The following is a 23644-nucleotide window of genomic DNA, read 5'->3' on the forward strand; positions in this document are numbered from 1 at the left end:
CACGTCCCGGAGCACCGCTAGTTTCCCATGAGAAGGTCAGGAAGCCAGAGGGACAGCTGGGGGAAGAGAATAAGCACAATAAGGACTATTATGTCACAAAGGCAGAAGGGCCAAATGCCCCTGAAAATCTCCTCGAGGGAAACATTTTTCCCGGCGACGGCCTTGGCCATGTACACGTTCAGTCCCACCGGAGGCGTTATCGCCGCGATTTCGCTCAATTTCAGGACGACGACACCGAACCAGATCGGGTCATACCCCAGGGAGATAATGATGGGCATGAAAATCGGGAGGGTAAGGGCATAGATTCCTATCTCCACCATGATCATGCCGAGGAGGAAATAGACGACAAGGATGCCGAAGAGAATGACCCATCTCGGAACGTCCCATCCCTGGACAAGCATCGCCAGTTCCGTCGGGATGTCCGTCAGCGCGAAAAACCGGGAAAAGAAAAGAGCCCCCACATTGATGATGAAGAGCATTGCCGTCGTATTGGCCGATTCCCGGAGCGGTTCACGAAGATCGCTGAATTTTTTAATGGCTCCCTGGAACCACCCCACGATAAGAGTTATCAGGCACCCTGCAGCCGCCGCGGCCGCCACCGTGGAAGACGGATATACCGCGAAGCTGAAGGGACACCCCAAGCAGGCCATGCTGACAGCCCTGTATTCCTCGGTCACCGGAGACCTGATCAGCACGCTCCTGCTCGTCTTCGTGGCCGTGCCGATGGCGAAAGTGGCGCTGCACTTCGGCCCAGTGGAATTTTTCGCGCTGTATGTTTTCGCTCTTATGATGATCTCTCTCCTCGTGGTGGGCGAAATGAAGAAAGGCATCGCCGCTGCAGCAATCGGCCTTTTTATCGGAACCATAGGCATGGACCCGATGATGGGTTCCGTCAGGCTTACCTTCGGCATTTCCAGCCTGCGGGGAGGCATTCCCCTGATCCCCCTTCTGGTGGGCGTATTTGCTGTTTCGGAGCTCATGATCCAGTTCGGCAAGGAATGCGCGTCCCGTTCGGCGAAAAAAATGGCAGAAGACGCCCAAAAAGCGGAAGCCTTTGGAGTCTACGATCCCGCCAAGGACAGGATGAGCCTGAAGATCTACCGGTCCACCTTCAAAGCCACCCTCATCGGGTCGGGAATGGGGACCTTCATTGGAGCCCTTCCCGGGGCGGGTTCATCCCTCGCGGCCTTCATGAGCTACGGCCTGGCCCGGAAAATGTCCCGGAATCCCGATGAGTTCGGCAAGGGAACCCTCGAAGGAGTCGCCGCGCCGGAAGCGGGAAACAGCGCCACGGCGGGATCATCCCTCATTCCCCTTTTCGCCTTCGGCATTCCCGGCAGCGCCACGGCGGCCCTCTTCGGAGCGGCGCTCATCATGCAGGGCATCAACCCCGGCCCCATGATGATCGAGGAAAACAAGGTCATCATCTACACCCTGTTCGTTATCATCATCTACGCCACGTTCATCAACCTGGTCCTCTCCTACGGTCTCATACCCATGTACGCCAAACTGGCCCAGGTCAAGGCGTGCTACCTCGTCCCCACAGTCTTCGCCCTGGCCCTGCTCGGAACCTTCGCCTCCAGGAACTCACTCTTCGACGTCTGGGTCCTGCTGGCCGCAGGAGTGCTGGGGATTTACCTGAGAAAGAACGCCTTTCCCCTCGGGCCGCTCGTCCTGGGCTTCATCGTCGGCCCGGGAGCGGAAAAAGCGCTGCGCCAGGCTCTTCTCATGGGCCGGGGAGAATGGATGTTCCTGTTGAAAAGCCCCATAGCTCTCGGATTCTATGCCCTGTGCATCATTTCCCTGCTGCTCATTCATTTTTCCGTGAAGAAAAAACTCGTGGAGGAGGACTGAGGCTCATGGACACGGCAAAAACCACCGAACGGAAGACGGGGCCGCTGCTCCGAAATCCATCCAAGGTCTCCGGCCTGCTGCTCATGGCCGCCGCCGCCTTCTTTTTCTCCTTCACCGTGACCGGAAAATGGAGTTCCGGGGCAGGCATCGGCGCCCGGCTTTTTCCCCAGCTCTCCCTGGCCGCCATGCTCCTCTCGGGAGCGGCCATTTTTTGCCGGGGCGAAGAGGGGGAGAGAAGCAAGCACGGAGAAGTGACCCCCGCCCGGATTGCCGCGTTTATGGGACTTGCGGTGCTGTATGTCCTCGGCGTGCTCAAAATCGGCCTTGCCGTGAGTACGTTCCTCTACCTGATCTCAATCTTCTTCCACTTCGAGAAAGACGGGGGCATAATCAGGTACGTGCTGCTTCCAGCCGCCGGGATCACGCTGTTCATCTGGGCACTGTTCACCTATTTCGCCCAGATCGTACTGCCTCCTGCCCTTCTTTTCTGACGGGAAGGGACGCCGGCAGCATTCACTTTGAAATCAGGGAGGATAAAACCATGAAAAAAATCAGGATCACATTTCCGGACGAAAACGTTGAGGCCCTGGCCGTCCTGCTGGAGAATAAGGCTCCCTCCACCTGCGGGTGCCTCTGGAACGCCCTGGAAAAACCGGTGGAAGGCCTGTGCATCCACGCCATGTGGACCGGGAGGGAGATATCCTTCCCCTTCCCCGGAACGGCCTTTCCAGAAGATGAAGGGCTTCACCTTCCGCCGGAAAACCAGATCACTATACCTCTTCCCGGGGACATCGTCTGGAATGCCTACGCCCCCTACCAGTGGCAGGGAAACCCGAACACCGTCTACGATTTCGGCGTCTTCTACGGCCGGGACAGCCGGCTCCTCCTTCCCATGGGGTGGAAGCCCAGCACACTCTTTGCCCGGATCGAGGAGACCCTTGAACCCTTCGCCACAGTCTGCGCCCGATGCCAGGGCGAGGGAAGGAAAAAACTCAGGATCGAGAGGGCATAACAGAAAACGGAATAGGGCGGCAGGTAAAATTCTCCCGCCCCCGGAATCCCGGAAAAACGTGCGCACCGGGTGAAATTCAGCTATCATTACATTGTCCGCGGGTATTCCATCAAAACGGGATGACTTCGGCACAGCCTAATCGACAAAGGATGGTATCACTTCCGTGGCCAAGAACGCGAAACCAATGTTTCAGTCCGTGTCGGACCAGGTCTTCTTTTACCTCAAGGAGAAGATAATCAACAACGAACTTGTTCCGGGCAGCGTCCTCTCCATCGATAGGCTCTCCTCCGAGTTCGGCATAAGCAACACCCCGGTGCGGGAAGCCGTCGTCAGGCTGGAGAGCCTCGACCTTGTTACGGTGAACAGGAACAGGAACATCACCGTAAGCGCCATGAGCAGGGATAAAATACTCGACATACTGGAAATGAGGCGCCTTCTCGAAACCTACGGATCCAGGACGGCCGCACTGAACATCACCGACGGCGAGATCGAATCTCTTGAAAAAGTGCTGGACGGCGTCCTGGCAAATCCCGCCGATTTCGAGCGGTATAAGCGTTCGGACCTGGAGCTTCACGACGCCATCACCAGGCACATACAAAACCGGGAAATACAGGCCTCGCTCAAAAACCTCAGCGTCTCCTCCCTGAGGATTCGCTACTATGCCAGGTACTACGGCGAGGAAAATCCCAACCTGGAGGACTCCGTAGTGAAGATCACGGCGGAGCATCGCGTCATCCTGGCTGCCCTGAAAAGCCATGACCCCGACAGGGCGGAACAGGCGGTCATGACCCACCTGCTGAACGCCGAGGAACGGACACTCAGAGCCCTCGACAGACTTGAAAACGCAACAGCCCGGGGAAAGCAGGAAGAATCGGCCGGCTGAGAAGCCCTGATACCTCCCCTCCTCCCGACTTCTGGACGTTCTTTCCCCAAGGCGTCGCTTTTTTCTTTCCCGGTCCGGCAGTTCATTCCTCTCGTCCTGACATAAGCCGCCGATTTACCCCCCCGTCATGGGGCAGGGACCCTCCCGGCCAGCCGGAACGCAGCGCCGGCGGCCAGGATGAAAAGAAGAAGGAAAGGCCAGTACCGGGAGGGAATACCGTTCCCGACAAAAGTCTCTTTCCATCCTGACCCGACCGCATCGCCCCTTGACCATGCCCTCGCGGCAAGCAGCGAAAGAGTTCCCAGGACGATAACGGAGAAAGCGAGCAGGTACAAGGACCATCCGGAGAACAGCAGCCCCTCGCCGGGTACCTTCAGGGAGGAGAGAAAAAGGGAATCCCTGTAGAGCAGGGCCCCGGCGGACCAGTACAGGAGAATGGACAGAATCAGGTTGACGATAATTTTTTTGTTCATACCGGCACCTCCGAAGACATTATACCGGCGGATCCGCTCACGGGACAACGGTTCGAGGCACCGGCCGGGAAGGAGAAAAAGAATGCGGAGTCGGGTATAATAGTCACGCTACGCCTCCATGGCCTTCCTGAGAGGGGATGACCGTCCTGAATATCGCACGCCTGTTCCGGCGTTTCCTCGCAAACACCGTTTTTCCGTCCATGATCGCGTTTTTCTTCGCCGTCGGGGCCTCTGGTGCCGACGGCACGGAGAGCGCAAAGTACATTTTTCTTTTCATCGGCGACGGCATGGGAGAGGCCCAGGTTCAGGCTGCGGAACTGTTCGGTCTCGGCTCCGGCGCCGGAAAAATATCCTTCAGCTCCCTGCCCGTCCGGGGAAAACTGTCCACGGCTGCGGCAAACGGTGCCGTGACGGATTCGGCGGCGGCGGGCACGGCCCTCGCCTCCGGCTACAGGACGAACAACGGCATCCTCAACATGGACCCGTCCCGGACGAAACGGTTTATAACCGTGGCCATGCTTGCCCAAAACAAGGGTATGAAGGTCGGTATCGTGACCTCATCCTTCCTGAACGACGCCACGCCGGCGGCCTTCTATGCCTCCAGCCCCTCCAGAACAGACTATTACGAAATCGGCAAACAACTCATCACCAGCGGCTTTGACTACTTTGCCGGCGGAGGGGTCACCCGGCGCAGGGGGCGCAGCGGAGATCTCAGGGATATTTACGAGCTCGCCCGGGAGAAAGGATACCGGGTGCTCCGGACACGGGAGGAACTGGAGGCAGCGAAGCCAGGCGCCGGGATCATTGCGCCCGGCGCGGCGGGAGCCCTGCCCTACGAGATGGACCGCCCGAAGGAGGATCTTTCCCTGGCGGACTTCACCAGGAAAGGTATCGAGCTGCTCGACAACCAGAAGGGCTTTTTTCTTCTTGTCGAGGGGGGAACCATCGACTGGGCCTGCCACCGGAACGACGCCGCCGCCCTGGTTCACGACATGTACGCCTTCGACGCCGCCGTCAGGGAGGCCCTCGCCTTCGCCGGGAAACGCCCGGAGGAGACTCTTATCGTCGTCCTTGCCGACCACGAGACCGGCGGCATGGTAATAGACGGCCGGAAGGCCGCTGAAAACATATTCGCCGTGCTCTCGGCCCAGAAAGAATCCTCCGAGTCCTTCGACGGGAAGATTGCCGCGTTCCGAAAAGGCAGCCGCCGGACCTTTGAAAACCTTCTGCCGCAGATCACAGAAACCTTCGGCCTCCATACCCTTTCCGATGTCGAGCGTGAGGAGCTTCGGGCAGCCTTTGCCCGAAGCATGAAGCCGAAAGGCCGGCGAAAAAGGGACAGGGAGTCCCTGCGCCGCTACGGTCCCTACGAACCCCTCTCAGTGACGGCCACCCGCATTCTCGGGAGGAGGGCGGGCATCGCCTGGTCGTCCTTCGGCCATTCGGGAGCCGGTGTCCCCGTCTTCGCCCAGGGAGCGGGCTCGGCCTACTTCGCCGGAGAGTACGACAACACGGATATCGCCCGGAATCTCATGGACCTCATTTCGTCCAGGTAGCGGAAAGCCGGGATTTCTCTGCGGCACACTCCCGGGAGAACTGCTCCTGTTTCCGGGGCAATGTGCTATTCTGGAAAATACGATTTGAAAGAAAGGATGGCGGACTTATGGACGAATTATTCGCGGCATACCGGTCAAAGGCCGGTGAGATGGACAGGTGGGATTCCCTGAAATCCTTCCGGGAGCTTTTCCACATTCCTCCGGGAACGGTCTTCATGGACGGTAACTCCCTGGGCCTGCCCCCAAAGGCCGCCGGGGACGCCCTAGCGAAAACCTTCGGCGAATGGCGGGACCTTGCCGTAGGCGGCTGGCTCGAGGCAACCCCTCCCTGGTTCTATCTGGCGGAGGAAGCAGGGCGGAAGATGGCTCCCCTCATGGGCGCCTCCCCCGACGAAGTGGTCATGTCCGGCTCCACCACCGTGAACCTCCACGCCTTGGTGAGCACCTTCTACCAGCCCTCGGGAACACGGACAAAGATCGTGGCTGACGAGCTGAACTTCCCTTCGGATATTTACGCCCTGGCAAGCCAGGTGAGGCTGAAGGGCCTCGACCCGAAGGAACATCTCGTCTTGGTGCGCTCCAGGGACGGACGCACCCTCGACGAGGACGACATCATCGCCGCCTTCGACGACCGGACGGCCCTGGCCCTCCTGCCCGGGGTGCTCTACAGAAGCGGCCAGCTCCTGGACATGGAGCGGCTCGTGAAGGAAGCCCACAATCGGGGCATTCTCATCGGCTTCGACTGTGCCCATTCCGCCGGAGCGGTCCCCCACCGGCTTTCCGACTGGGATGCCGATTTCGCCTTCTGGTGCAGCTACAAATACCTGAACGGAGGTCCAGGAAGCCCTGCGTTCCTGTACATCAACAGGAAGCATTTCGACCGCGAGCCGGGCCTCGCCGGCTGGTTCGGCTTCGACAAGAGCCGCCAGTTCGACATGGACCTGGAGTTCAGCCATTCCCGCTCCGCCGGAGGATGGCAGATCGGCACGCCCCCCGTGCTTTCCGCCTCCACTTTGCTGCCGTCCCTGGACATATTCTCCAGGGCGGGAATGGAACGCCTTCGGCATAAGTCCCTGGCCCTCACCGGCTTTCTCGTTGAAATTCTCGACACGGCTTTCTCTTCCGCCTCTTGCGGCTATTCCGTGGGCACCCCGAGAGAGGAGCACCGCCGGGGCGGTCATCTGGCCGTGGAGCACCCGGAAGCATGGAGGATCTGCCAGGCCCTGAAAAAAAGAAAGATCATCCCGGATTTTCGCCCCCCCAGGATCATCCGACTTGCCCCCGCCCCTCTCTACAGTTCCTTCGCGGACGTCCTCGCCGTTGCGGAAGCCCTGAAAGAGATCGTGGACAGCCGGGAGTACGAGAACTTCTCTCCCGAAAGGGACGCGGTCTCCTAGAAGAGCGTCTGGGAGGTCCCCGGAAGAGGATCCCGTTTTTTCAGGACCGGAGGCACAGCCTAAATCCGCAGGTTTTTCAGGCAGAGGGAGTGTCGCCGGGCACAGCGCCCGGGCCGAGAAACCGACACGGATGTCGGTTTCAGGTGCAGTTGTCAAGGACGACAATCTGCACCCCCCGCCCAAGCGAGCACTGGTGACACTCCCCGCTGCCTGCGGATTTAGGACAGTAAACCGTCTGTACAAAATCTGCCCTGTGAACTACTATTGCACTGTGCAGCGTGTATTATCGGAAGATTGCAAAAGGAGGAGATCGGATAATGGATTTTCGGGCTGAAGCGAAGAAAATGCACCAGACCATCGTAAAGTGGAGAAGAGATCTGCACAGGATACCCGAGACAGGCGTGAACACCCCCCAGACGGAGGCCTACGTCTGCGCCGAGCTGGACAAAATGGGGATCCCCTACCGGAAGGGGCTCGGGGGACACGGCGTGGCTGCCCTCCTCGAAGGCAAACGCAAAAAGCCCGTTTTCGCCATCCGGGCCGACATGGACGGCCTGCCCATAAAGGAGGAGACCGGTCTTCCCTTCGCCTCGACCAACGGCTGCATGCACGCCTGCGGCCACGACGCCCATGCCGCCATGGGGCTTGCTACGGCGAAGATCCTTCTCGAGGCGAAAAACGAACTCGAGGGCTCCGTTCTCTTCATCTTCCAGCCGGGCGAGGAAGGCTGCCCCGACGGCCCCGGAGGAGCGAAAAGAATGCTCGACGACGGCGCCTTCGACAATCCCGCCCCGGACGCCATGGCGGGATTTCATACAGGCTCCATCTGGAAGGACTTCGTCCCGGGAGAGATCGGCTACCGGCCGGGCGGCATCATGGCCTGCATGGACCGTTTCGAGATCCTCGTCAAGGGAGTAGGCTCCCACGGAGCCTACCCTCACGGCTCGGTGGACACTATCTCCATCGCCGGACAGATCATCACGGAGCTCCAGACCATCGTGAGCAGGGAAGTGGACCCCCTCGAGCCGACGGTAGTCAGCCTCGGCGAAATTCACGCCGGAACGGCCTTCAACATCATCCCGGGAGAATGCCGCATCTCAGGCACAGTGAGAGCCCTTAATCAGGCGACCCGGGAATTCCTGGCCCGCCGCATCGAGGAGGTCGCCTCGGGTGTCGCCTCGAGCATGCGGGGAAGCATCGAATTCAAATACGGATGGGAAGGCCCAGCCCCCGTGGTGAACGACCCCGTCATGACAGAAGAACTCAGGCTTGCCGCAGAGAAGATCGTGGGGGCCGAAAAGGTCAGGGAAATCTCCCGCCCATCCATGGGAGGAGAGGACATCGCCTTCTTCCTGGAGAAAGCCCCGGGGACTTTCTTCTTTCTGCCCGGGTGCAACGAGGCAAAAGGGCAGACCTGGCCCCACCATAACAGCAGGTTCGACATAGACGAGGACATCCTCTGGATCGGACCGGCCGTACTGGCCACCATGGCCTTCGACTGGCTGAAAAAACAGGCATGATCGCTGCGGGGAGCCCCTCGGGGGTCCCCGCTGTCTTTCTCTGAAAGGAGAAAATTCCATGCTGAAGGAGAGACTCAGGGGTTTGCTCAGGGAACTCACGGCCATTCCCGGCGTGTCCGGCGAAGAGCAGAAAGTCATCGCCGCGATGGCGGACAAACTCCGCCCTCTGGCGGATGAGCTTTCGGTGGACAGGTGGGGAAACATCGTGGCCGTGAGAAAAGGAGGCCTTCCTGGGCCGAAGGTGATGGTGGCGGCCCATGCAGATGAAATCGGCCTGTGCGTAAAGAACATCCTTCCGAACGGTTTCCTCCTCATAAGCCGCATCGGCGTGGTGAGCGACCTCCTTCTCCAGGGACGGAGAGTGAGGATCAACGGCACAATCCCCGGCATCCTGGGGATCAAGGCCGGTCACCTCATGAGCGCCGAGGAACGTACTAAGGTCAAACCCATGAACGAATGCTACATCGACGTCGGAGCCTTCTCCCGGGACGAAGTCCTGACCATGGGCATCCGGGTAGGAGACCGCATCGCCTTCGAAGGAGACTTCATGGAGATGGCAAACCCTGACCTCATCTGCTCCAAAGCCGTCGATGACCGGGTAGGATGCTCCATCCTCACCGCTCTTTTCGAGGAGCTGCGGGGAATATCCTTCCCCGGCACCCTGTGCGGCGTCGTCACCGTCCAGGAAGAGATAGGGCTCCGGGGAGCAGCCATGGTCAGCGGCAGGGTGGCTCCCGATTACGCCGTAGCTCTCGACACCATTCCAAGCGGGGACACCCCGGACGTGAGCTTTGACCGCCGGCTTCCTGTGAGACTCGGCGGCGGGCCTGCCGTCGCCCTTCTGGACGGCTACGACTCCGCCTTCATCGCCGACGTGGTCCATCCGAAAGTGCGGAAAATGCTCGAGGAAGCGGCGGAACGGGCCGGCATTCCCCTCCAGATGGTCACCCTCGGAGGGGAGGTTTATACCACCGATGCCGCGAACATCTCCCTTGAAGCCAACGGCATTCCGGTAGGCCTTCTTCTGACGCCCCGGAGGTATTCTCACTCCCCCGTGGAGCTGGTGAACGTCAACGACGCCGTCAGTGCCGTCCTGGTACTGACGGAGATGATCAGGGAAAACGGTTCCGTCTCCCTCGATTTTATCTGAGTTCCCCGGCGAAAAACCGCCTGTGTGATATTGTGTCCACGATAACCAGGCCTAAATCCGCGCCCCCCGCAAAGAGCGCGGAGCGGGATCTCTTCGTCCCCGGAGAGGGCGAATTTACCGTATGCCCGGCGGATACTCCCTCTGCCTCAAAAGCCTGCGGATTTAGGGTAATTTTACCTACTTTACAAAGGGCTCTTTCGGTGATAGCATAATGAATACAGTATATTGGATATCGATATTGCGCGTTTTCTCTCTTTTTTCCCTGAAGAAAGAGAGTTTCAGCCCGGCTTTCGGGCAGAAGCATTCATTCCCTGAACATCGGGGCCGGTTTCCTCAGCCGGCCCCGCCTCCTTTTTTACCCCGAGATCGGCGCATCCGTATAACCGTAATTCCCGCCTCGTTTATAACTGCCGCGTAAATCAAACTCGCAAAGCCTGTTGATACGAAGCAATCAAATTGACCTAAATCCGCACCCCGGCGGGAAGGGGTCCCCGGAATAGTCGATTCCCCGCAGGGGCTCGCCGTTCACCAGGAGGGTGAACACGTCGGGCCGGGCGTAGTGGCCTGTGACATCGAAGTCGTAGCGGGCTTCCACCACCGCAGAGAGGACCAGATCGGCGCAGAGGATTTCCTCCCGGTCCCAGGAGGGCCCCGCAAGGTAGTTCCCGAGGGGGTCGATGATGGCGCTGCCGCCCCGGCACATGATGTCCGGCTGGGATTCGAGGTCCCCGTAGCACTGGAGATCCCTGGGGTACATGTCCTTCGTGACGAACTGGTTGCAGGACAGGACGAAGCACCGCCCCTCGAGGGCGATGTGGCGCATGGAGCACTGCCACCCCTCCCGCTGGTCGGCCGTCGGGGCCAGGTAGATGGAGGGGTTCCGGCCGTAAATGGCGGCCCGGGCGAGGGGCATGTAGTTTTCCCAGCATATGAGGCCGCTCATGACGCCGTAGGGCGTGTTCACCGCCGCAAGGGTGCTGCCGTCCCCCTCACCCCAGATGAGCCGTTCACTTCCCGTGGGCTTGAGTTTCCTGTGTTTCGCGAGGAGGGAACCGTCGGGGCCGAAATACAGCAGGGTGCAGAAGAGGGTCCCTCCGTCCCGTTCCATCACGCCGATGGAAAGATAGGCCCCGCTCTCCGCCGCCATTTTTCCGAGCTCTTCGGTCTCCGGGCCGGGTACGTCGATGGAGTTTTCGTAATACCGGGCCCAGTCTTTCCTTCCCCCCATGGAGCGGTTTCCCACCACCGAGCCGAAGGAGAGACCCCTCGGGTAGCAGGGGATAAAGGCCTCGGGGAAGAGGATGATCCTCGCCCCCTGCTCAGCCGCACCTTCCACGAGCTTCCTGATCCGTTCCATGGTTCCCCGCCTGTCCATGATCACCGGTGCGGCCTGGACCACTGCCGCCCGGACAATCCCACTCTTCAGACTCATGTTGTTTCCCTCCCCGGGGAAAATATAAAAAAGGGGAGAAGATTCACTTCTCCCCCGCAGTACAATCTTACAGTGCCCTGTGCTTCTCCGCTATGGCGTCGGCCAGCGCGTCCAGGGCGGCGAGGTCCTCTGCCCGGGGCTTGCCCTTGCACAGGACTGTGCCGAGAACATCAACCTTCAGGTTGGGGATCAGGCCGGAAATCTGCTCCACCGCCTTGGTTCCCCATCCGTAGGAGCCGATGATGGCGGCGTACTTCAGCTTCGGCCGGAGGGCGTTCGCCAGGTGGGTTGCGGAGAAGACCGCCGGGTGGGGGCCGAAGTGTACGGTGGGCGTGCCGATGACTATGGTGGCGGCATCCACCAGGTCGATGGCCAGCTTGCCTATGTCGGTGCCGGTGAGTTCGTACTTCTTGACCTTCACTCCCCGCTCCACCAGGGCGTCGAGCAGGTGGTTCACCATGATCTCGGTGCTTCCGTGCATGGAGATGTAGGGGATGGCCACGAAATTGGACACCCTGTCGGAGATCCAGTCGCGGTATGCGTCCAGGATGAATTCAGGCTTGTCGTAGACGGGGCCGTGGCTCGGGGCGATCATGTCGAATTCGTAGTCCTCGAGTTTCTTCATGTTGTTCCGGATAATGGACCGGAAGGGCATCATGATCTCGGCGTAGTACCGTTTGGCCCCCTCGTAGATGGCCGGGCTCTCGCCGGCGAACATGTCGGACGTGGCCAGGTGGGAGCCGAAGAAATCGCAGGAGAACAGGATCTTCTCCTCCTGGAGGTAGGCGCACATGGTCTCCGGCCAGTGGACCCAGGGGGTGTGGATGAACTTGAAGGTACGGTTCCCCAGGGAGAGGGTTTGACCGTCCTCCATGGCGTCGATGACGCTGTCGTCGATGTGGAGGTGGTCCTGGAGCATTTCCTTGGCCTTCGTGGAGCAGACAACCCTCGCTTCCGGGTATTTCTCGAGCAGCGTGGGGATGGCCCCGGAATGATCCTGCTCGGTATGGAGCGAAATGATGTAGTCGATCTTCTTCACGTCCTCCAGCTGGGCCAGCAGAACGTGTTCCAGTGCCGGGTCGGCGGTGTCGATGAGGGCCGTTTTCTCCGAGCCCTCCACCAGGTAGGCGTTGTAGCTGGTACCCTCCGGCAGGGGGATAAGAGAGTCGAAAAGATGGCGGTTCCAGTCCACGGCGCCCATGAGGAAGACGCCGCCGCGCATGGCTCTTTTCTTCATTTGTGTCATCTCTCCTTTCAAAAATATGCACCTTTGCCCCGCTGAACAGGATACGCGAGGCCGGTATCGAATATTCCGCTGAAATTATAGCCATCCTGCAATGCCGGGGCAAGGGTCCCCTTTGCGGCAGGCCGGATTCTGGGGTATTCTTTCAGTGAACGGCCAAGGAAAGGAAGGATGCTCCACGAACCGGGAAGACCATTATACCCTGCCTCCGGGATGCGCCCCTGCATGCGGCGCCTGCCCCGACGGGCCCTTTCCCCTCCGGGAGTCGCAGGCGAGGAAGAAGGCCCGGGCCGAGCGGGCCCTGGCGCCCTGGAAGGATCGACTTGAAGACGTCCTTTCAGTTCCTGCGGAAGATCGCCTGGGCTACCGGGACAGGACCGCCCTGGCAGCCCGGTGGGACGGGCGGAAAGGATGGCTCTTCGGCATGGAGGGTGTACGGCAGGGAGTGCCCTACCCGTTGCGCTTCCAACGGCCCCGGCCCTTCGTCTCTCTGGCGGACTGCCCCGTTCACACCCCTCGCGTCAGGGGTATCTTGAAGGCCCTGGCGTCCGGGCTTCCCCCCGACGAGCCCCAGGGGAGCTTTCCCTTGGCCTTTGTAGCCCTTTCCGGTGCTCAGTGCACTCTCATCTTCAAGTCGAAGCGGGACCCCGGCGACGGATGGCTCTCCTCCGCCGGAGGGGACGCTCCGGCCTCCCTGCTCGTAAGGGCCGGTCTCGAGGGCTTGTGGGTCCACCTGCACCCGTCCGCTGGTGTGCGGCTCTTCGCCAAAGGAGGATGGAGACTTTCCCTGGGCGTCCCCCGGTCGCGGGACTCAAGGGGGCTGCTCTATGGCCCGGGATCCTTCTCACAACTTCTGGACGGCCTCCACGACCGCTCCCTTGCCGAAGCCCGGGAGTTTCTCCGCCCCGGCCCCGGCAAAGCCGTCCTGGACCTGTACTGCGGCACGGGGGCAAGCATGGTCCTGTGGCAGGCTTCAGGAGCCGCCGTTCTCGGAGTGGAGGCTGGGGGGGAATCGGTGGAGTGCGCACGGCTCAACGTTCCGGGAGCGGAAATCCTGAGGGGGACCTGTGCGGAACGGCTTCCCCAGGCGGAGTTTTTTTTGGGCCGGTTCAGGCCGGAAGAGCGGCTCGTGTACGCCAACCCTCCCCGGACAGGGCTCGAGCCCACCGTGGCGGGAGCCCTCACGGGGCGGCTCCGCCCCGCAAGGCTCGCCTATCTTTCCTGCAGCCCCGGCACTCTCTCCCGGGACCTGTTGTTTCTCGAAGAAGGCGGTTATCAGGTGCGCCGCCTTCTCCCCTTCGACTTCTTTCCCCGGACCGCCGCCGTGGAGGTGCTCGCCCTTCTGGACGGTCCGGGGAGAGGGGGGGAGGCTATCTCCGGATGATGCTGTCCGCCGGTTCAGTGCCGAAGCGGTACGCCAGGGCGAAGACCGCCAGGCAGACGGGCCATTCGAGGTAGACCACGTGGGGAACGATCCGCATCTGGGGGAAGAGGGTCCAGGCGAGCCAGACCAACACCGACGCGAGGACCGTCCAGAAGCCTGCCTCCTTTTTGCAGTACTTCGGCCAGAAGATGTTGGCCACGATGAGCAGGGTGAAGGACGCCGTGATGGCCAGGGCCGTGGTGATGGTCTTGAGGATCCCCACCGACGTGAGGGCCAGGAAGTAGGTGACCGCACTGAAGCCCAGCACCGTGAGCCTGGAGAGGAACACCTCGTTTTTGTCCGTGACAGTGTTCGGGAAGAATCGCTTCCACACGTCCTGCATCACCAGGGTGGAGCTTCCCAGGAGCAGGCCCACAGCCGTGGAGATGCCCGCCGCCCACAGGGCCGCGAGGAAGATGCCCCCCACCACCGGCGAGATGTTGGTCATGATGGTGGGCAGGGCGAGGGCGGCATTCTCGAGGTTGGGGAACTTCGCCGCCGCGATGATGCCGAAAAGGGCGCAGAGGAAGCCTGCGGGAAGAATCACCAGTCCCCCGAGAATGTAGCCGTGACGGGCTGCCCGGCCGTCCTTCGCGGCGAAGGCGATCTGGGAGATGGCCTGGACCGAGAAGCCCTGGGTGATCATGACTACCATCCATGAGGTGATCATGGCGATGCCCGTTCCGGAGAAGAAATCGAACCAGGGGCCCCCCGCGGGAAGGCTCGCCGCGATGGACTCCATGCCGCCGAAGACCTCGGAGGAGCTCCGGAGGGCCGCCAGGATGCCGCCGTAGATCACCACGACGTTCACCACGTTGGTGAGACCGGCGCCCCAGTAGCCGCCGATGTAGGTGATTCCCACGAAGAGAACGGCGGTCACCAGCATTCCCATCTGGAAGGTGAATACCGAGGGCATGAGAGCCGTGAGCACCGCACCGCCCGCCACGTACTGGAGCGAGGTGATGACCATCATGATGAGGAGCTGGGCGAGGACGCTGACCATCCGGGCCTGTTTTCCGTACATCCGCTCCATCATCTCGGGGATGGTGTTCACTTCCATGCGGCGGAAGTAGTCCGCCACGAAGATGCCGACGATGATGCCCGCCGCCCCCCACGCGGCGTTGTACCACCCGGCGGAGAGCCCCACCTTGTAGGCGTGTTCGGCCACGCCTACCGTGGAAGCTCCCCCGATGGCAAGTCCGGCGAGCATGGCGGCCACCACCACTGTGGGGAGATTCCGCCCCGCGAGGAGGTACTGAACGGCGCCTCCCTTGCCCTGTTGGATAAGCTTCGAAGCATACCAGGAGATTCCGTAGAGGACAAGGATGTACGTCACCAGAATGAACAGATGCATTGATACTCCCCCCAAAATAAATTTTCCCAGTAGTATAACATCTTCCGGGGAAAAAAAAGAGCCGGATTTCTCTCCCTCAATCCGCAGGCATCGGGAGCGTCACCGGTGCTCCCATCGGTTGCCGGCGCACATTGCCATCCCCGACAACCGCCCAGGCGTGTCCCGCGGGCTTCCTGCGTTCGCCGGTTGCCTGCCTGTGAAACCGACATCCCTGTCCTTTTCGCGCCCCCGGCGGAGCAAATTCACCTTATGCCCGGCGACATTCCTTCTGTCTTGGATACCTGCGGATTTGATAGATCCGGCTCTTCATATTCTCTTCGGTTGCTTTAATCCCTGTAGTCCTTTTCCACCCTCTGCATCATTGCCTTTATGTACCCCAGGGCGTAGGCCATGCCCACGTGCCACGGGGCCGGGCTCGATACCAGGGGTGAGTGGTCGGGGATGACCGCGCCCCGGAAATCGTTCCGCCGGAGGATCTTCAGCACCCTGTAGATGTCGATGTCCCCATCGTCGATGAAGGTCTCCCGGTACCGGGGCACCTGCCCCTCCACGTTCCTCAGGTGGATATAGGCGATGGCGTTCTGTTTCGCGTAGGTTTCGATGGCATCGTAGAAATTGCAGCCGTTCATTTCCGCAAGGGTGCCGACGCAGAGCTCCAGGGTGTTGCTGTGGCTCTTCTTCAGGTCCAGGAGACGCTGGTAGAGCTCAGGCCGCCAGACGAGCCGGGGCGTTCCCCGGAGGGAGGCAAAGGGGGGATCGTCGGGGTGGGCCGCCAATTTCACGCCGGACTCCTCCGCCACGGGCAGCAGCTCCTCGAGGAACCAGGCGAACCGCTTCCAGAGCTCCTCGGACGTGATCTGCGTGTCAGTGTTCACTTCCTTCGGCGCTTCGGGGTCATAAAACATGTTCCAGACCATCCCGCGAGGAAGGGGAAGACTGTCGCAGCCGTCGACGCCCACCGATTCGGCGCCGCCCCTCGCGAAGGGGCCGCTGATCCTGGAGGCCACCCCGGCCAGGCTGAAATTGTAGCCCATGATGGGGATGCCCGCCCTGCCGATGTTCCGGATGAGCTGCTTGAGTCCCTCCATCTGTTCTACCTTTTTCGGCCCGTCGAGGAGGACGTCGTACCAGAATCCGGGGTCGAAGTTCTCTATGGCCTCGAGGACCAGCCCCTCGTCCTCGATGGACTTCCTGATGTTACGAAGCTCCTCGTAGCTCCACACGTCCCTGTTGCGGGTCACTCCCCAGCCGTCGGCATCGCCCACGGGCTGGTTGTTTCCCGTCACGGGGTCCTTTTCACGGTTGAAATAGTCCACCAGGTGAATCACCAGGTGAGTGCAGCCGAGCTGCTTTGCGTAAAGGAAATTCTCCCTGGTGAGATGATGCCTGTAGAACACCATTGCCGGTTTCATAGGTCCGATCTCCTTGTCTCCATGTCAGATGAGAGCAATCATACCAGATTCATCCCCCGTACGGGATTGCCGTCTGTTGATCCCGTCACGCTTCTTCAGGAGCCGGTATGGTGGTGCCGACTGCCGTGGAGTCCTGGGAGACTCCGTTTTTCAGAAAGTAGGCCGGGAATTTTTCCCGGAGGTGCTCCGACTCGCTCAGGATTTTGTTCAGGTGCCCGGAGAGCCGCCGGAGGGCGTCGTCGCTGTCCCGGCGCCTGCACGCCGAGAGGATGCCCCTGTGTTCCGCGAGCACGTTGCCGAAATCGAGGTAGTTCTGGAGGCTGAGATACCGCAGGCGCTTGTACTGGGCGCTGAAGTGGTCGATGAAGCTCCAGGCCCGGGCCTTGCCGCAGGCGAGGAACAGCTCCCTGTGGAAGGCGTCGTCGGAGTCCACGAAACCGTCCACGTCCCGTTCGGCGATGGTCTGCTCCTGGGCGTCGAGGATCGCGTCCATGGCGGAAAGTATTTTTTCGTCCGGGGGGGAGGCGATGAAAAGGGAAAGGACGGTGCTTTCGACGCAGAACCGGGTGAACCGGACTTCCTCGATTTGCTCCATGTCCATGAGGGAGACGAAGGTACCCCTCTGGGGGCGGATTTCGAGGAGCCCCTCTTCCTGAAGTTTGATGAATGCTTCGCGGACGGGGGTCTTGCTTATGTTCATCCGGCCGGCGATATCCTTCTCGCTGAGCCGCTTCCCGGGGAGGAGGCGCCAGTTCAGTATGTCCCTCCGCAGGGTCAGGTACACCTGCCGCGTCACTCCGTCCTTGATCTCGCTCATATCGCAATAGGAGAGCATTGGCAACGTCCCTTTCCCGGAGGTTATCCGGCGGAAAATGCGCGCGACTGACGCAAGCGCGTAAAGACTGATATGTTAGTATCTTAGAAGTGTCCCGTTCTTTTGTCAAGATAAGTCCGCTCTTTTGCCGTGGCGGAAGCAGGGAAAATTTGCTATGATCCGCGCCGTTGCACAGACGGAATCGGGAGCTGGGAAAAGAAAAATGAAGAGAAACATTGTCCTCTGGGCGTTGCTGGCCTGCCTGGCCTCCGGGGCGGCCGCAGCTTCAGCCCTGCCGCCTCTTGAAAAAGGGAAGGGCCGGACTGTAGCCATTACTTTCGACGACGGGCCCCGGCCGGGGTACGTGGAACCCCTGCTGGACATACTGAGGGAAAAGGGCGTGAGGGCCACCTTCTTCGTGGTGGGCCGATACGCGACGGAATACCCCCACCTGGTCCGGGCCATGGCGGGCGGCGGCCACGTGGTGGGGGACCACACCTACTACCACAACAACCTCACCACCCTTCCCCCGGAGAATGTGTACCGGGAATGGCGGCTCTGCAGCGAGGCAATCGAATCGATCCTCGGGAAAAAACCACGGTCGGCCCGACCTCCCGGAGGGCAGCTCAACTCCTTCGTCGTGGAACAGGCCGCCGGAGAGGGGCTGCGGATCGTGCTGTGGACCAACAATCCCGGGGACTACACAGGCAGCCTCACCGCCCAGGAGCTTACCCGGAAAGTGCTGGCGAAGGCCGCTCCCGGCGACATCCTGCTGCTTCATGTGGGAGTGCGCCCCACCATAGAAGCCCTTCCCGGGATCATCGACGGCTACAGGAAAAAGGGCTTTTCCTTCGTCACCGTGGAGGACATCACCCGGTAGGAGCACCTATTTTTTCTCCTTGAGCGTCTCCTCCAAAGCCTTCAGGGCTTCTTCCCGGGACGCTCCCCGTTCTGTCAGCGCTCTTTTTCCACAGGCCGGGGCAGGATGAGCTCCTGGAAGGGAGATCCATCCCTGGGAAGCAGGGGGAGTTTCAGTTCCTTCGCCGCCTCGGCGAGCTTTTCCGGGGCCGCGAAGAGGGAGCCCCCTTCCCAGGTGCCCCAGACCCAGTTCCCCGGGGTTCCTGAGAGGCGCTCCGGACCTTCGTACCACCCCTTTTCAAGCTGCTCTTCCGCCACCGCTGAGGGCGATTCGGGCACGACCAGCTCCCCGGCAAGGACGTATCCGTCGTCTCCCCAGTGATTCTGTCTCGAGATAAACTCGAAAGGGAAGTCCTTGTATTTCAGACGGGAAAACACGTCAGGCACGAGGAATCCCTCGATCTCGATGTAATGATGCCGGGCCTCGGACCGGGATCCCCTGGCGCTGTATGCGGTGATGAAGGTAATTCCTTCAGGGGTCTCCTCCCTTTCCATATCGGGGACGGGACCCCCAGGGAGGCCGGCATCCGCCCCTGCCGGGACGATGCAGAGCAGGACAGCCAGTACGATCAGGACTGCAAACGTGTTCTTCATGATATTTCCTCCTTCTCCATGGTCCACCCTTCCGACGGGGAGAACAGGATTTCAAGGTCCGCGGCTCCGGATTCCGATATGCAGCGGGTGAAGCATTCCGAACGGATCACCAGGCGGCACAGCCGCTCCTGCCCGGAAGAAACGTCAATTCCCGCAGGGCCGTTCAGGACCACGGGAATCCCTCCTTCTGCCCTGATCTCGTCCCGGGCCCTGGCGGTCTCCCAGTCGGCGAGGGCGGCAATGTTCAGGTATTTTCCCGCGGCCAGGTGGGCGGAGTCCCATTCGCTCTTCCGCAGGGCCACCGACGCCGTGCGGGCGAGGTTCTCCAGGGTCGGCAGGTCCATGATGGCCGTTCCGGCGAGGGGGGCGGACACCGCCACGAAGGCGATCATCCTGTCCCCGTCCAGGAGGGGGAAGATCCGGTCCATGCCGTCAAGGCCTTCCACCGACGAGAGGGCAGGCACCTTCATGAAGGTGAAGAGCCGTTTCGACTCTTCCAGGGAGAAGGATCCCTGCCGTTCTCCTTCGAGAAGCCCCACGGGAAAACCGGCGAAGGTGCCTTTTTTCTCCAGGAGGCCCTCCTTCATTGAGGCGAAGTGGACATATCCCCCGGCGGCGGGCTGCCATGCTACGAGAAGGGACCGGGGAGCCTGGGCCATCTCGGTGAAGATGTCCAGTATCTGGAGCAGGAGGTCCTCCTTGGAGGTCTGTTCCATAAAATTCAGCGCTGCCTCGTGGAGGGCGTTGAGAAGGAAGGCCCGGCGGGTAAGCTCCGAGATGTTCCGTTCCCGTTCTTCCCTGAGGCTTCCGAGGGAGAGGGCCTTGGAGGCCACGTTCCCGAGAAGTTCCATGAAGTTGAAGGCTTCTTCGCCGGGGATCTTCTCCCATTTGAGGAAGCAGAAGAGACGGAAAGCCCCTCCGGGGATGGGGAGAACGGCGGACCAGTCGCCGGCCAGGGAGTCGAAAACGCTGTCTCCCAGGAATTCCCGCTGCTGGGGCTCCACCCTCACCGGGACGGGAGAGAGAATGTTCCTGGAGAAAATTCCCTTCCTCGGAGGCAGGGGCATCTCATCCCCTTCGAGGAGCGACAGGGTTTCTCCGTCGTCGAGCAGCAGGGAAAACCGGGAAGGGAAGAGGCTTTCCTGTACCACGTCGTGGAGGAAGGCGCCGAAGTAGTTGACACCCATGGGTTCGAATATGGAGGCGAGGGTGTTCTTTGTGGCCAGGACCATGTAGGCCAGCCGGGAGAGCCGCTCCTCCACGCCGGCGGTCTTCTGGTGGAGCTGCCACAGGTTGATGAGGCCGGCGAAGGAGGGCATCTCCTCCATAATGTGCGGTGCCGGCTCCTCCCCCAGGAGGATGTAAAAGCACCACCCCATTCCCCTGAGCCGGAGGGCCCAGGGCCATTCCCCCGAAAGGGGCGCGGAGAGAACCTCGAAGGATGTCCGGAGGGGAGAGGACGGGAAGGCTGAGCCGAGGGAGTCCGCCGCTCCCTGGAGGAACAGGCTGTTCATGGGCGCGCCGAAAGCGTCGAGCACCTCCAGGTCATTCCCTTCCGGACGGGTTATCAATCCCCGGGAGGTGTGTCCGGCAAGATATTCCGAAAGAAGCACCAGAACTCCGCCGTCCAGGATAAAATTCATTTTTTCGAAAAGTTGTTTCATAAATTGTCAACTTCCCTTCATAAAGGGCAGGAATGAGTCTTTCCGTTCCCTATAGCGGAAAAACTGCTTCAATGGTATCGTAAAGAAAGAAATAGCGCCACTACAAATTGAGGCCCTAAATCCGCACCCCAGCGGTGACGTTCCCGGCTGAGGTGCGGATTTAGGGCCTTGTTCCCCGGTAGAAGAAAGGGTACAATTCTCGGAGAAACGTTTTTTTACAATAATCCTAGTAAAGGGGATGGAGCTGTGAAACTGAACCGACTTGGCGCCCGCATTCTTCTCGTTGTGCTCTCCCTTCTGGTTCTTTCGGTGGGAGGCATCGGGTTTTACGCTATAAACGCCGGGAGCGGCGGCTTAAACGCCGTGGTGGATGATTACGAGAAGTCCATGGCCCACGGGCTCGCCCACGAACTGGACGCCACATTCAACCGCTTCCAGGGCATGCTCCAGGCGCTGTCGGCCCTCGTCACTACCCGCTTCACCCCCCAAATGCTCAACCCTGACGTAGGCGAGGTGGTGGTCCGCCAGTTCGGCGCCCAGAACGGGAAGTTCATCAACGACCTGGGCGTGCAGTCTCCCCACGCCAGAAGCCTGTTTATCGTCTTCAACCCGGAACATTTCGGCACAAAGAACGTATTCGTGGTGGGGTTCCGGAGAGCCGACGAAAAATCCCTCTTTGTTTACATGGACTCCGTGGGGTTGGGGGCTGCGGACCTCATCGACAGGAAAAACCCGGCCGCTGCCTGGTTCTGGAGCCCTCTCGACACGGGGCAGGAATATTGGGGAGACATCAGGAAGTCGGAAGAAGGCTTCGACGAGGTGTTCTACACCATGCCGGTGAAGATGGGAGACCAGACGGCAGCCGTGGTGGGAATTTCCTTCGATTTCAGCTTTGTCAGGGAAACGCTGAAAGACGTCAGGATCTACAATACGGGGTATCCCATCCTCATGAACCGGGAGCTCCGGTTCCTCTACCACCCCACCCAGAAATTTGACGGTCCCACCATCCGGGAGGTGTCGGGGGGATCCATTGCCCCCTTCGCCGACCAGTTCCTGACGCAGGAGAACGGCCGTTTCTCCTATGTCTACGAGGGCGAGGAGAAGAGCATGGCCTTCCAGCGCCTCAACAACGGGTACATCGCCGCCGCCACAGCGACCACGGCGGAATCCCTCTCCGCCGAAAGAGCCATGCGCCGGGCGGTCTACATCGGCATAGTGGGTGTCCTCGTGGTGGCCTCCATCGTGGTCATTCTTTTCTCCCGGAGCCTCGCCCGGCCCCTCCAGGCGGTGGCCGAGCGGGCCCGGTACGTGGCCGAGACCGGCGACCTCACCGCCTCCATAGAGGCGGACACGTCAATCGAAGAGATCCGGAACGTAGCCGACGCGGTGAACCGGATGATCTCCGGGACCGCCGAGACGGTCAGGAAAATCCTCGAAAGCGCCTCCAGGGTGCTCTCCCGGGCTGAGGACATGAGCGCAGCGTCAGAGCAGAGCAGCGCCTCGGTGCAGGAAGTGATCGGCCTTGTGGGCAAGGTGGCGAAGAACACCCACGACACTGCGAGCGCCATCGAGGAGGCCAACGCCGGAGTGGAGGAAGTGGCGAGCGCGTCTCAGGCTGGGGCGAAGGCCGCCGCCGAATCGGGGGAACAGGCCCAGGAAATCTCCATGGCGGCGGAGAAGGGGGGCAAGGCCCTGGACGAAATGGCCTCCCTGATAGAGGACGTCTCCGGTGCGGGCAGCCAGGTCAGCGCGGCGGTGACGGAGCTTGCGAAGTCGGTGTCGGGCATCACGGGATTCGTGAACACCATCACCCAGATAGCCGACCAGACGAACCTTCTTGCGCTGAATGCGGCCATCGAGGCAGCCCGAGCCGGAGAGGCGGGACGGGGCTTCGCGGTGGTGGCGGAGGAAGTGCGGAAGCTCGCGGAAGAGTCGAACCGAGCGGCGACCCAGGTGGGCAAGGTCATCGGGGAGATTTCGGGCAAGACGGACAAGGCCCTGGCGGACCAGAAGGGAAGCGCGGAGAAGATCCGGGAGCTCGTAGCCCGCGCCGGAGAGACGAAGGCCGTCATCGACGGTGTGATCGCCCGTGTGGGGTCCATCACGGAGAACGTGCAGTCCATAGCGGCGACCATGGAAGAGCAGTCAGCGAGCGCCGAGGAGATGACGGCGGGCATGGATCACGTGGCCCGTGCGACAGCGGACATCAGCGAGCAGATGGAGAACATCAACCGGTCCATGGAAGAGCAGGGGCGGGTGACGGAGTCCATCGCGAAGGCCGCCGAAGAGCTTGTGAGCCTGTCGGAAGAGATGCAGAAGTCCGCCGCCCGGTTCAGGGTCGAGGAAGAGGAAAAAGGGCTTGCACCGGCGGAATGACGGTTCTTTTCCCGGAATTTGCCGGCGGCTGACCGGGAGATAAAAAGGAGGAACAGGTATGGCGGAGCAGCAGCTTGTGGTCTTCAGGCTCGGCAAGGAAGAGTTCGGCATTGACATATCACGGGTGAGGGAGATCGTCCGGCTTCAGAACATCACCGCGATTCCCCGGACTATGGATTTTGTGGAGGGTATCGTGAACCTCAGGGGGCGGATCGTTCCCATCGTGGACCTGTGCAAACGGTTCAGGGTGGCAAACTCCAGTTCCGTTGAAGAATCGGCCAGGCGCATCATCGTTGTGAACATGGCGGAGCAGAACATCGGCGTTCTGGTTGACGGCGTGTCGGAAATTCTTCGCATTCCCGATGAATCCATCGAGCCCACGCCTCCCATCGTGGCGGGAGACGTGTCCGCCGATTTCATCCGGGGTATCGCAAAGGTGGAGAACCGCCTGATCATCGTCCTCGACCTGGACAGGATCTTCTCCGTGGAAGAGAAGGCCGTTCTCGCCCAGGCTGTGGAATAGGCCGGGAAAGAAACCCGCAGTTCAAAAAAACGGGGGCCGGTAGAAT

At 60.8% G+C, this 23644-nt stretch carries 21 protein-coding genes; 12 read left to right on the top strand and 9 right to left on the bottom strand.

Features of this window, described 5'->3' with window-relative positions:
• Positions 1–17: 17 nt before the first annotated feature.
• On the bottom strand, positions 18–650 hold the full coding sequence (locus JMJ95_RS09965) for a TRAP transporter large permease subunit (protein WP_290684962.1): 633 nt from the start codon (positions 648–650) through the stop codon (positions 18–20).
• On the opposite strand from JMJ95_RS09965, the gene JMJ95_RS09970 reads away from it, so the two are divergent.
• The 4 genes from JMJ95_RS09970 to JMJ95_RS09985 all read left to right on the top strand — a co-directional run bounded on the left by JMJ95_RS09970 (position 535) and on the right by JMJ95_RS09985 (position 3749).
• Positions 535–1854, top strand: coding sequence for a tripartite tricarboxylate transporter permease (locus tag JMJ95_RS09970; protein ID WP_290684964.1), 1320 nt, complete (start codon positions 535–537; stop codon positions 1852–1854). The genes JMJ95_RS09965 and JMJ95_RS09970 overlap by 116 nt on opposite strands.
• A 5-nt stretch (positions 1855–1859) precedes the next feature.
• A complete protein-coding gene (locus tag JMJ95_RS09975; RefSeq protein ID WP_290684966.1) occupies positions 1860–2345 on the top strand; it encodes a tripartite tricarboxylate transporter TctB family protein in 486 nt (161 codons plus the stop codon).
• 50 nt (positions 2346–2395) lie between these two features.
• On the top strand, positions 2396–2866 hold the full coding sequence (locus JMJ95_RS09980; RefSeq protein WP_290684968.1) for a DUF3830 family protein: 471 nt from the start codon (positions 2396–2398) through the stop codon (positions 2864–2866).
• Positions 2867–3029: 163 nt separating this feature from the next.
• The gene (locus JMJ95_RS09985; RefSeq protein ID WP_290684969.1) at positions 3030–3749 is read left to right on the top strand and encodes a GntR family transcriptional regulator; all 720 of its coding nucleotides are present in this window, start codon (positions 3030–3032) and stop codon (positions 3747–3749) included.
• A 125-nt stretch (positions 3750–3874) separates the two neighbouring features.
• Here JMJ95_RS09985 and JMJ95_RS09990 read toward each other — a convergent pair whose 3' ends face one another.
• Positions 3875–4222: a hypothetical protein gene (locus tag JMJ95_RS09990; protein ID WP_290684971.1), complete on the bottom strand. Its 348-nt coding sequence runs from the start codon at positions 4220–4222 to the stop codon at positions 3875–3877.
• Between the two features lie 137 nt (positions 4223–4359).
• Here JMJ95_RS09990 and JMJ95_RS09995 point away from each other — a divergent pair, with 137 nt between their 5' ends.
• The 4 genes from JMJ95_RS09995 (at position 4360) to JMJ95_RS10010 (ending at position 9845) form a co-directional block, all read left to right on the top strand.
• Positions 4360–5778 carry an alkaline phosphatase gene (locus JMJ95_RS09995; protein WP_290684972.1) on the top strand — a complete coding sequence of 473 codons (1419 nt, stop codon included), beginning with the start codon at positions 4360–4362 and terminating at the stop codon, positions 5776–5778.
• A gap of 107 nt (positions 5779–5885) precedes the next feature.
• Positions 5886–7175 (top strand): kynureninase, encoded by a 1290-nt coding sequence (kynU, locus tag JMJ95_RS10000; protein WP_290684974.1) that lies wholly within the window; start codon positions 5886–5888, stop codon positions 7173–7175.
• A 317-nt stretch (positions 7176–7492) separates the two neighbouring features.
• Positions 7493–8695 (top strand): M20 family metallopeptidase, encoded by a 1203-nt coding sequence (locus JMJ95_RS10005; RefSeq protein ID WP_290684975.1) that lies wholly within the window; start codon positions 7493–7495, stop codon positions 8693–8695.
• Positions 8696–8753: 58 nt separating this feature from the next.
• The gene (locus JMJ95_RS10010; protein WP_290684976.1) at positions 8754–9845 is read left to right on the top strand and encodes a M42 family metallopeptidase; all 1092 of its coding nucleotides are present in this window, start codon (positions 8754–8756) and stop codon (positions 9843–9845) included.
• Positions 9846–10296: 451 nt separating this feature from the next.
• Here JMJ95_RS10010 and JMJ95_RS10015 read toward each other — a convergent pair whose 3' ends face one another.
• Positions 10297–11277: a carbon-nitrogen hydrolase family protein gene (locus JMJ95_RS10015; protein ID WP_290684978.1), complete on the bottom strand. Its 981-nt coding sequence runs from the start codon at positions 11275–11277 to the stop codon at positions 10297–10299.
• A gap of 67 nt (positions 11278–11344) precedes the next feature.
• The gene (locus tag JMJ95_RS10020; protein ID WP_290684979.1) at positions 11345–12514 is read right to left on the bottom strand and encodes an FprA family A-type flavoprotein; all 1170 of its coding nucleotides are present in this window, start codon (positions 12512–12514) and stop codon (positions 11345–11347) included.
• A 154-nt stretch (positions 12515–12668) separates the two neighbouring features.
• Between JMJ95_RS10020 and JMJ95_RS10025 the strand changes: the two genes are divergently transcribed.
• A complete protein-coding gene (locus JMJ95_RS10025; protein WP_290684980.1) occupies positions 12669–13904 on the top strand; it encodes a class I SAM-dependent RNA methyltransferase in 1236 nt (411 codons plus the stop codon).
• Here JMJ95_RS10025 and JMJ95_RS10030 read toward each other — a convergent pair.
• From JMJ95_RS10030 to JMJ95_RS10040, 3 genes are all read right to left on the bottom strand, one after another.
• Positions 13891–15297, bottom strand: a complete 1407-nt coding sequence (locus JMJ95_RS10030; RefSeq protein ID WP_290684981.1) for a sodium:solute symporter family protein — start codon at positions 15295–15297, stop codon at positions 13891–13893. The two genes, JMJ95_RS10025 and JMJ95_RS10030, sit on opposite strands and share 14 nt — an antisense overlap.
• Positions 15298–15623: 326 nt before the next feature.
• The gene (locus tag JMJ95_RS10035; protein ID WP_290684982.1) at positions 15624–16709 is read right to left on the bottom strand and encodes a mannonate dehydratase; all 1086 of its coding nucleotides are present in this window, start codon (positions 16707–16709) and stop codon (positions 15624–15626) included.
• A gap of 85 nt (positions 16710–16794) precedes the next feature.
• The gene (locus JMJ95_RS10040; RefSeq protein WP_290684984.1) at positions 16795–17544 is read right to left on the bottom strand and encodes a GntR family transcriptional regulator; all 750 of its coding nucleotides are present in this window, start codon (positions 17542–17544) and stop codon (positions 16795–16797) included.
• A gap of 202 nt (positions 17545–17746) precedes the next feature.
• Here JMJ95_RS10040 and JMJ95_RS10045 point away from each other — a divergent pair, with 202 nt between their 5' ends.
• Positions 17747–18403, top strand: coding sequence for a polysaccharide deacetylase family protein (locus JMJ95_RS10045; protein WP_290684986.1), 657 nt, complete (start codon positions 17747–17749; stop codon positions 18401–18403).
• Positions 18404–18477: 74 nt separating this feature from the next.
• Here the strand turns inward: JMJ95_RS10045 and JMJ95_RS10050 are convergent, their stop codons facing one another.
• Together JMJ95_RS10050 and JMJ95_RS10055 are read right to left on the bottom strand one after the other, a co-directional pair.
• A complete protein-coding gene (locus JMJ95_RS10050; RefSeq protein WP_290684988.1) occupies positions 18478–19035 on the bottom strand; it encodes a hypothetical protein in 558 nt (185 codons plus the stop codon).
• Positions 19032–20699 (bottom strand): hypothetical protein, encoded by a 1668-nt coding sequence (locus JMJ95_RS10055; RefSeq protein ID WP_290684990.1) that lies wholly within the window; start codon positions 20697–20699, stop codon positions 19032–19034. Before JMJ95_RS10055 ends, JMJ95_RS10050 begins: the two co-directional genes overlap by 4 nt.
• Positions 20700–20945: 246 nt before the next feature.
• On the opposite strand from JMJ95_RS10055, the gene JMJ95_RS10060 reads away from it, so the two are divergent.
• Positions 20946–23075 (top strand): methyl-accepting chemotaxis protein, encoded by a 2130-nt coding sequence (locus JMJ95_RS10060; protein ID WP_290684991.1) that lies wholly within the window; start codon positions 20946–20948, stop codon positions 23073–23075.
• Positions 23076–23133: 58 nt separating this feature from the next.
• Positions 23134–23598, top strand: a complete 465-nt coding sequence (locus JMJ95_RS10065; RefSeq protein ID WP_290684992.1) for a chemotaxis protein CheW — start codon at positions 23134–23136, stop codon at positions 23596–23598.
• Positions 23599–23644 lie beyond the last annotated feature (46 nt).

The organism is Aminivibrio sp., assembly GCF_016756745.1.
Taxonomy (GTDB): Bacteria; Synergistota; Synergistia; order Synergistales; family Aminobacteriaceae; genus Aminivibrio.

Excerpts from the sequence above, each read along its gene's own strand:
- JMJ95_RS09970 (WP_290684964.1), top strand. The coding sequence starts at position 535 with ATGGCTCCCTGGAACCACCCCACGATAAGAGTTATCAGGCACCCTGCA.
- JMJ95_RS09965 (WP_290684962.1), bottom strand. The coding sequence starts at position 650 with ATGGCCTGCTTGGGGTGTCCCTTCAGCTTCGCGGTATATCCGTCTTCC.
- JMJ95_RS09975 (WP_290684966.1), top strand. The coding sequence starts at position 1,860 with ATGGACACGGCAAAAACCACCGAACGGAAGACGGGGCCGCTGCTCCGA.
- JMJ95_RS09980 (WP_290684968.1), top strand. The coding sequence starts at position 2,396 with ATGAAAAAAATCAGGATCACATTTCCGGACGAAAACGTTGAGGCCCTG.
- JMJ95_RS09990 (WP_290684971.1), bottom strand. The coding sequence starts at position 4,222 with ATGAACAAAAAAATTATCGTCAACCTGATTCTGTCCATTCTCCTGTAC.
- JMJ95_RS09995 (WP_290684972.1), top strand. The coding sequence starts at position 4,360 with ATGACCGTCCTGAATATCGCACGCCTGTTCCGGCGTTTCCTCGCAAAC.
- kynU (WP_290684974.1), top strand. The coding sequence starts at position 5,886 with ATGGACGAATTATTCGCGGCATACCGGTCAAAGGCCGGTGAGATGGAC.
- JMJ95_RS10005 (WP_290684975.1), top strand. The coding sequence starts at position 7,493 with ATGGATTTTCGGGCTGAAGCGAAGAAAATGCACCAGACCATCGTAAAG.
- JMJ95_RS10010 (WP_290684976.1), top strand. The coding sequence starts at position 8,754 with ATGCTGAAGGAGAGACTCAGGGGTTTGCTCAGGGAACTCACGGCCATT.
- JMJ95_RS10015 (WP_290684978.1), bottom strand. The coding sequence starts at position 11,277 with ATGAGTCTGAAGAGTGGGATTGTCCGGGCGGCAGTGGTCCAGGCCGCA.
- JMJ95_RS10020 (WP_290684979.1), bottom strand. The coding sequence starts at position 12,514 with ATGAAGAAAAGAGCCATGCGCGGCGGCGTCTTCCTCATGGGCGCCGTG.
- JMJ95_RS10030 (WP_290684981.1), bottom strand. The coding sequence starts at position 15,297 with ATGCATCTGTTCATTCTGGTGACGTACATCCTTGTCCTCTACGGAATC.
- JMJ95_RS10035 (WP_290684982.1), bottom strand. The coding sequence starts at position 16,709 with ATGAAACCGGCAATGGTGTTCTACAGGCATCATCTCACCAGGGAGAAT.
- JMJ95_RS10040 (WP_290684984.1), bottom strand. The coding sequence starts at position 17,544 with ATGCTCTCCTATTGCGATATGAGCGAGATCAAGGACGGAGTGACGCGG.
- JMJ95_RS10045 (WP_290684986.1), top strand. The coding sequence starts at position 17,747 with ATGAAGAGAAACATTGTCCTCTGGGCGTTGCTGGCCTGCCTGGCCTCC.
- JMJ95_RS10050 (WP_290684988.1), bottom strand. The coding sequence starts at position 19,035 with ATGAAGAACACGTTTGCAGTCCTGATCGTACTGGCTGTCCTGCTCTGC.
- JMJ95_RS10055 (WP_290684990.1), bottom strand. The coding sequence starts at position 20,699 with ATGAAACAACTTTTCGAAAAAATGAATTTTATCCTGGACGGCGGAGTT.
- JMJ95_RS10065 (WP_290684992.1), top strand. The coding sequence starts at position 23,134 with ATGGCGGAGCAGCAGCTTGTGGTCTTCAGGCTCGGCAAGGAAGAGTTC.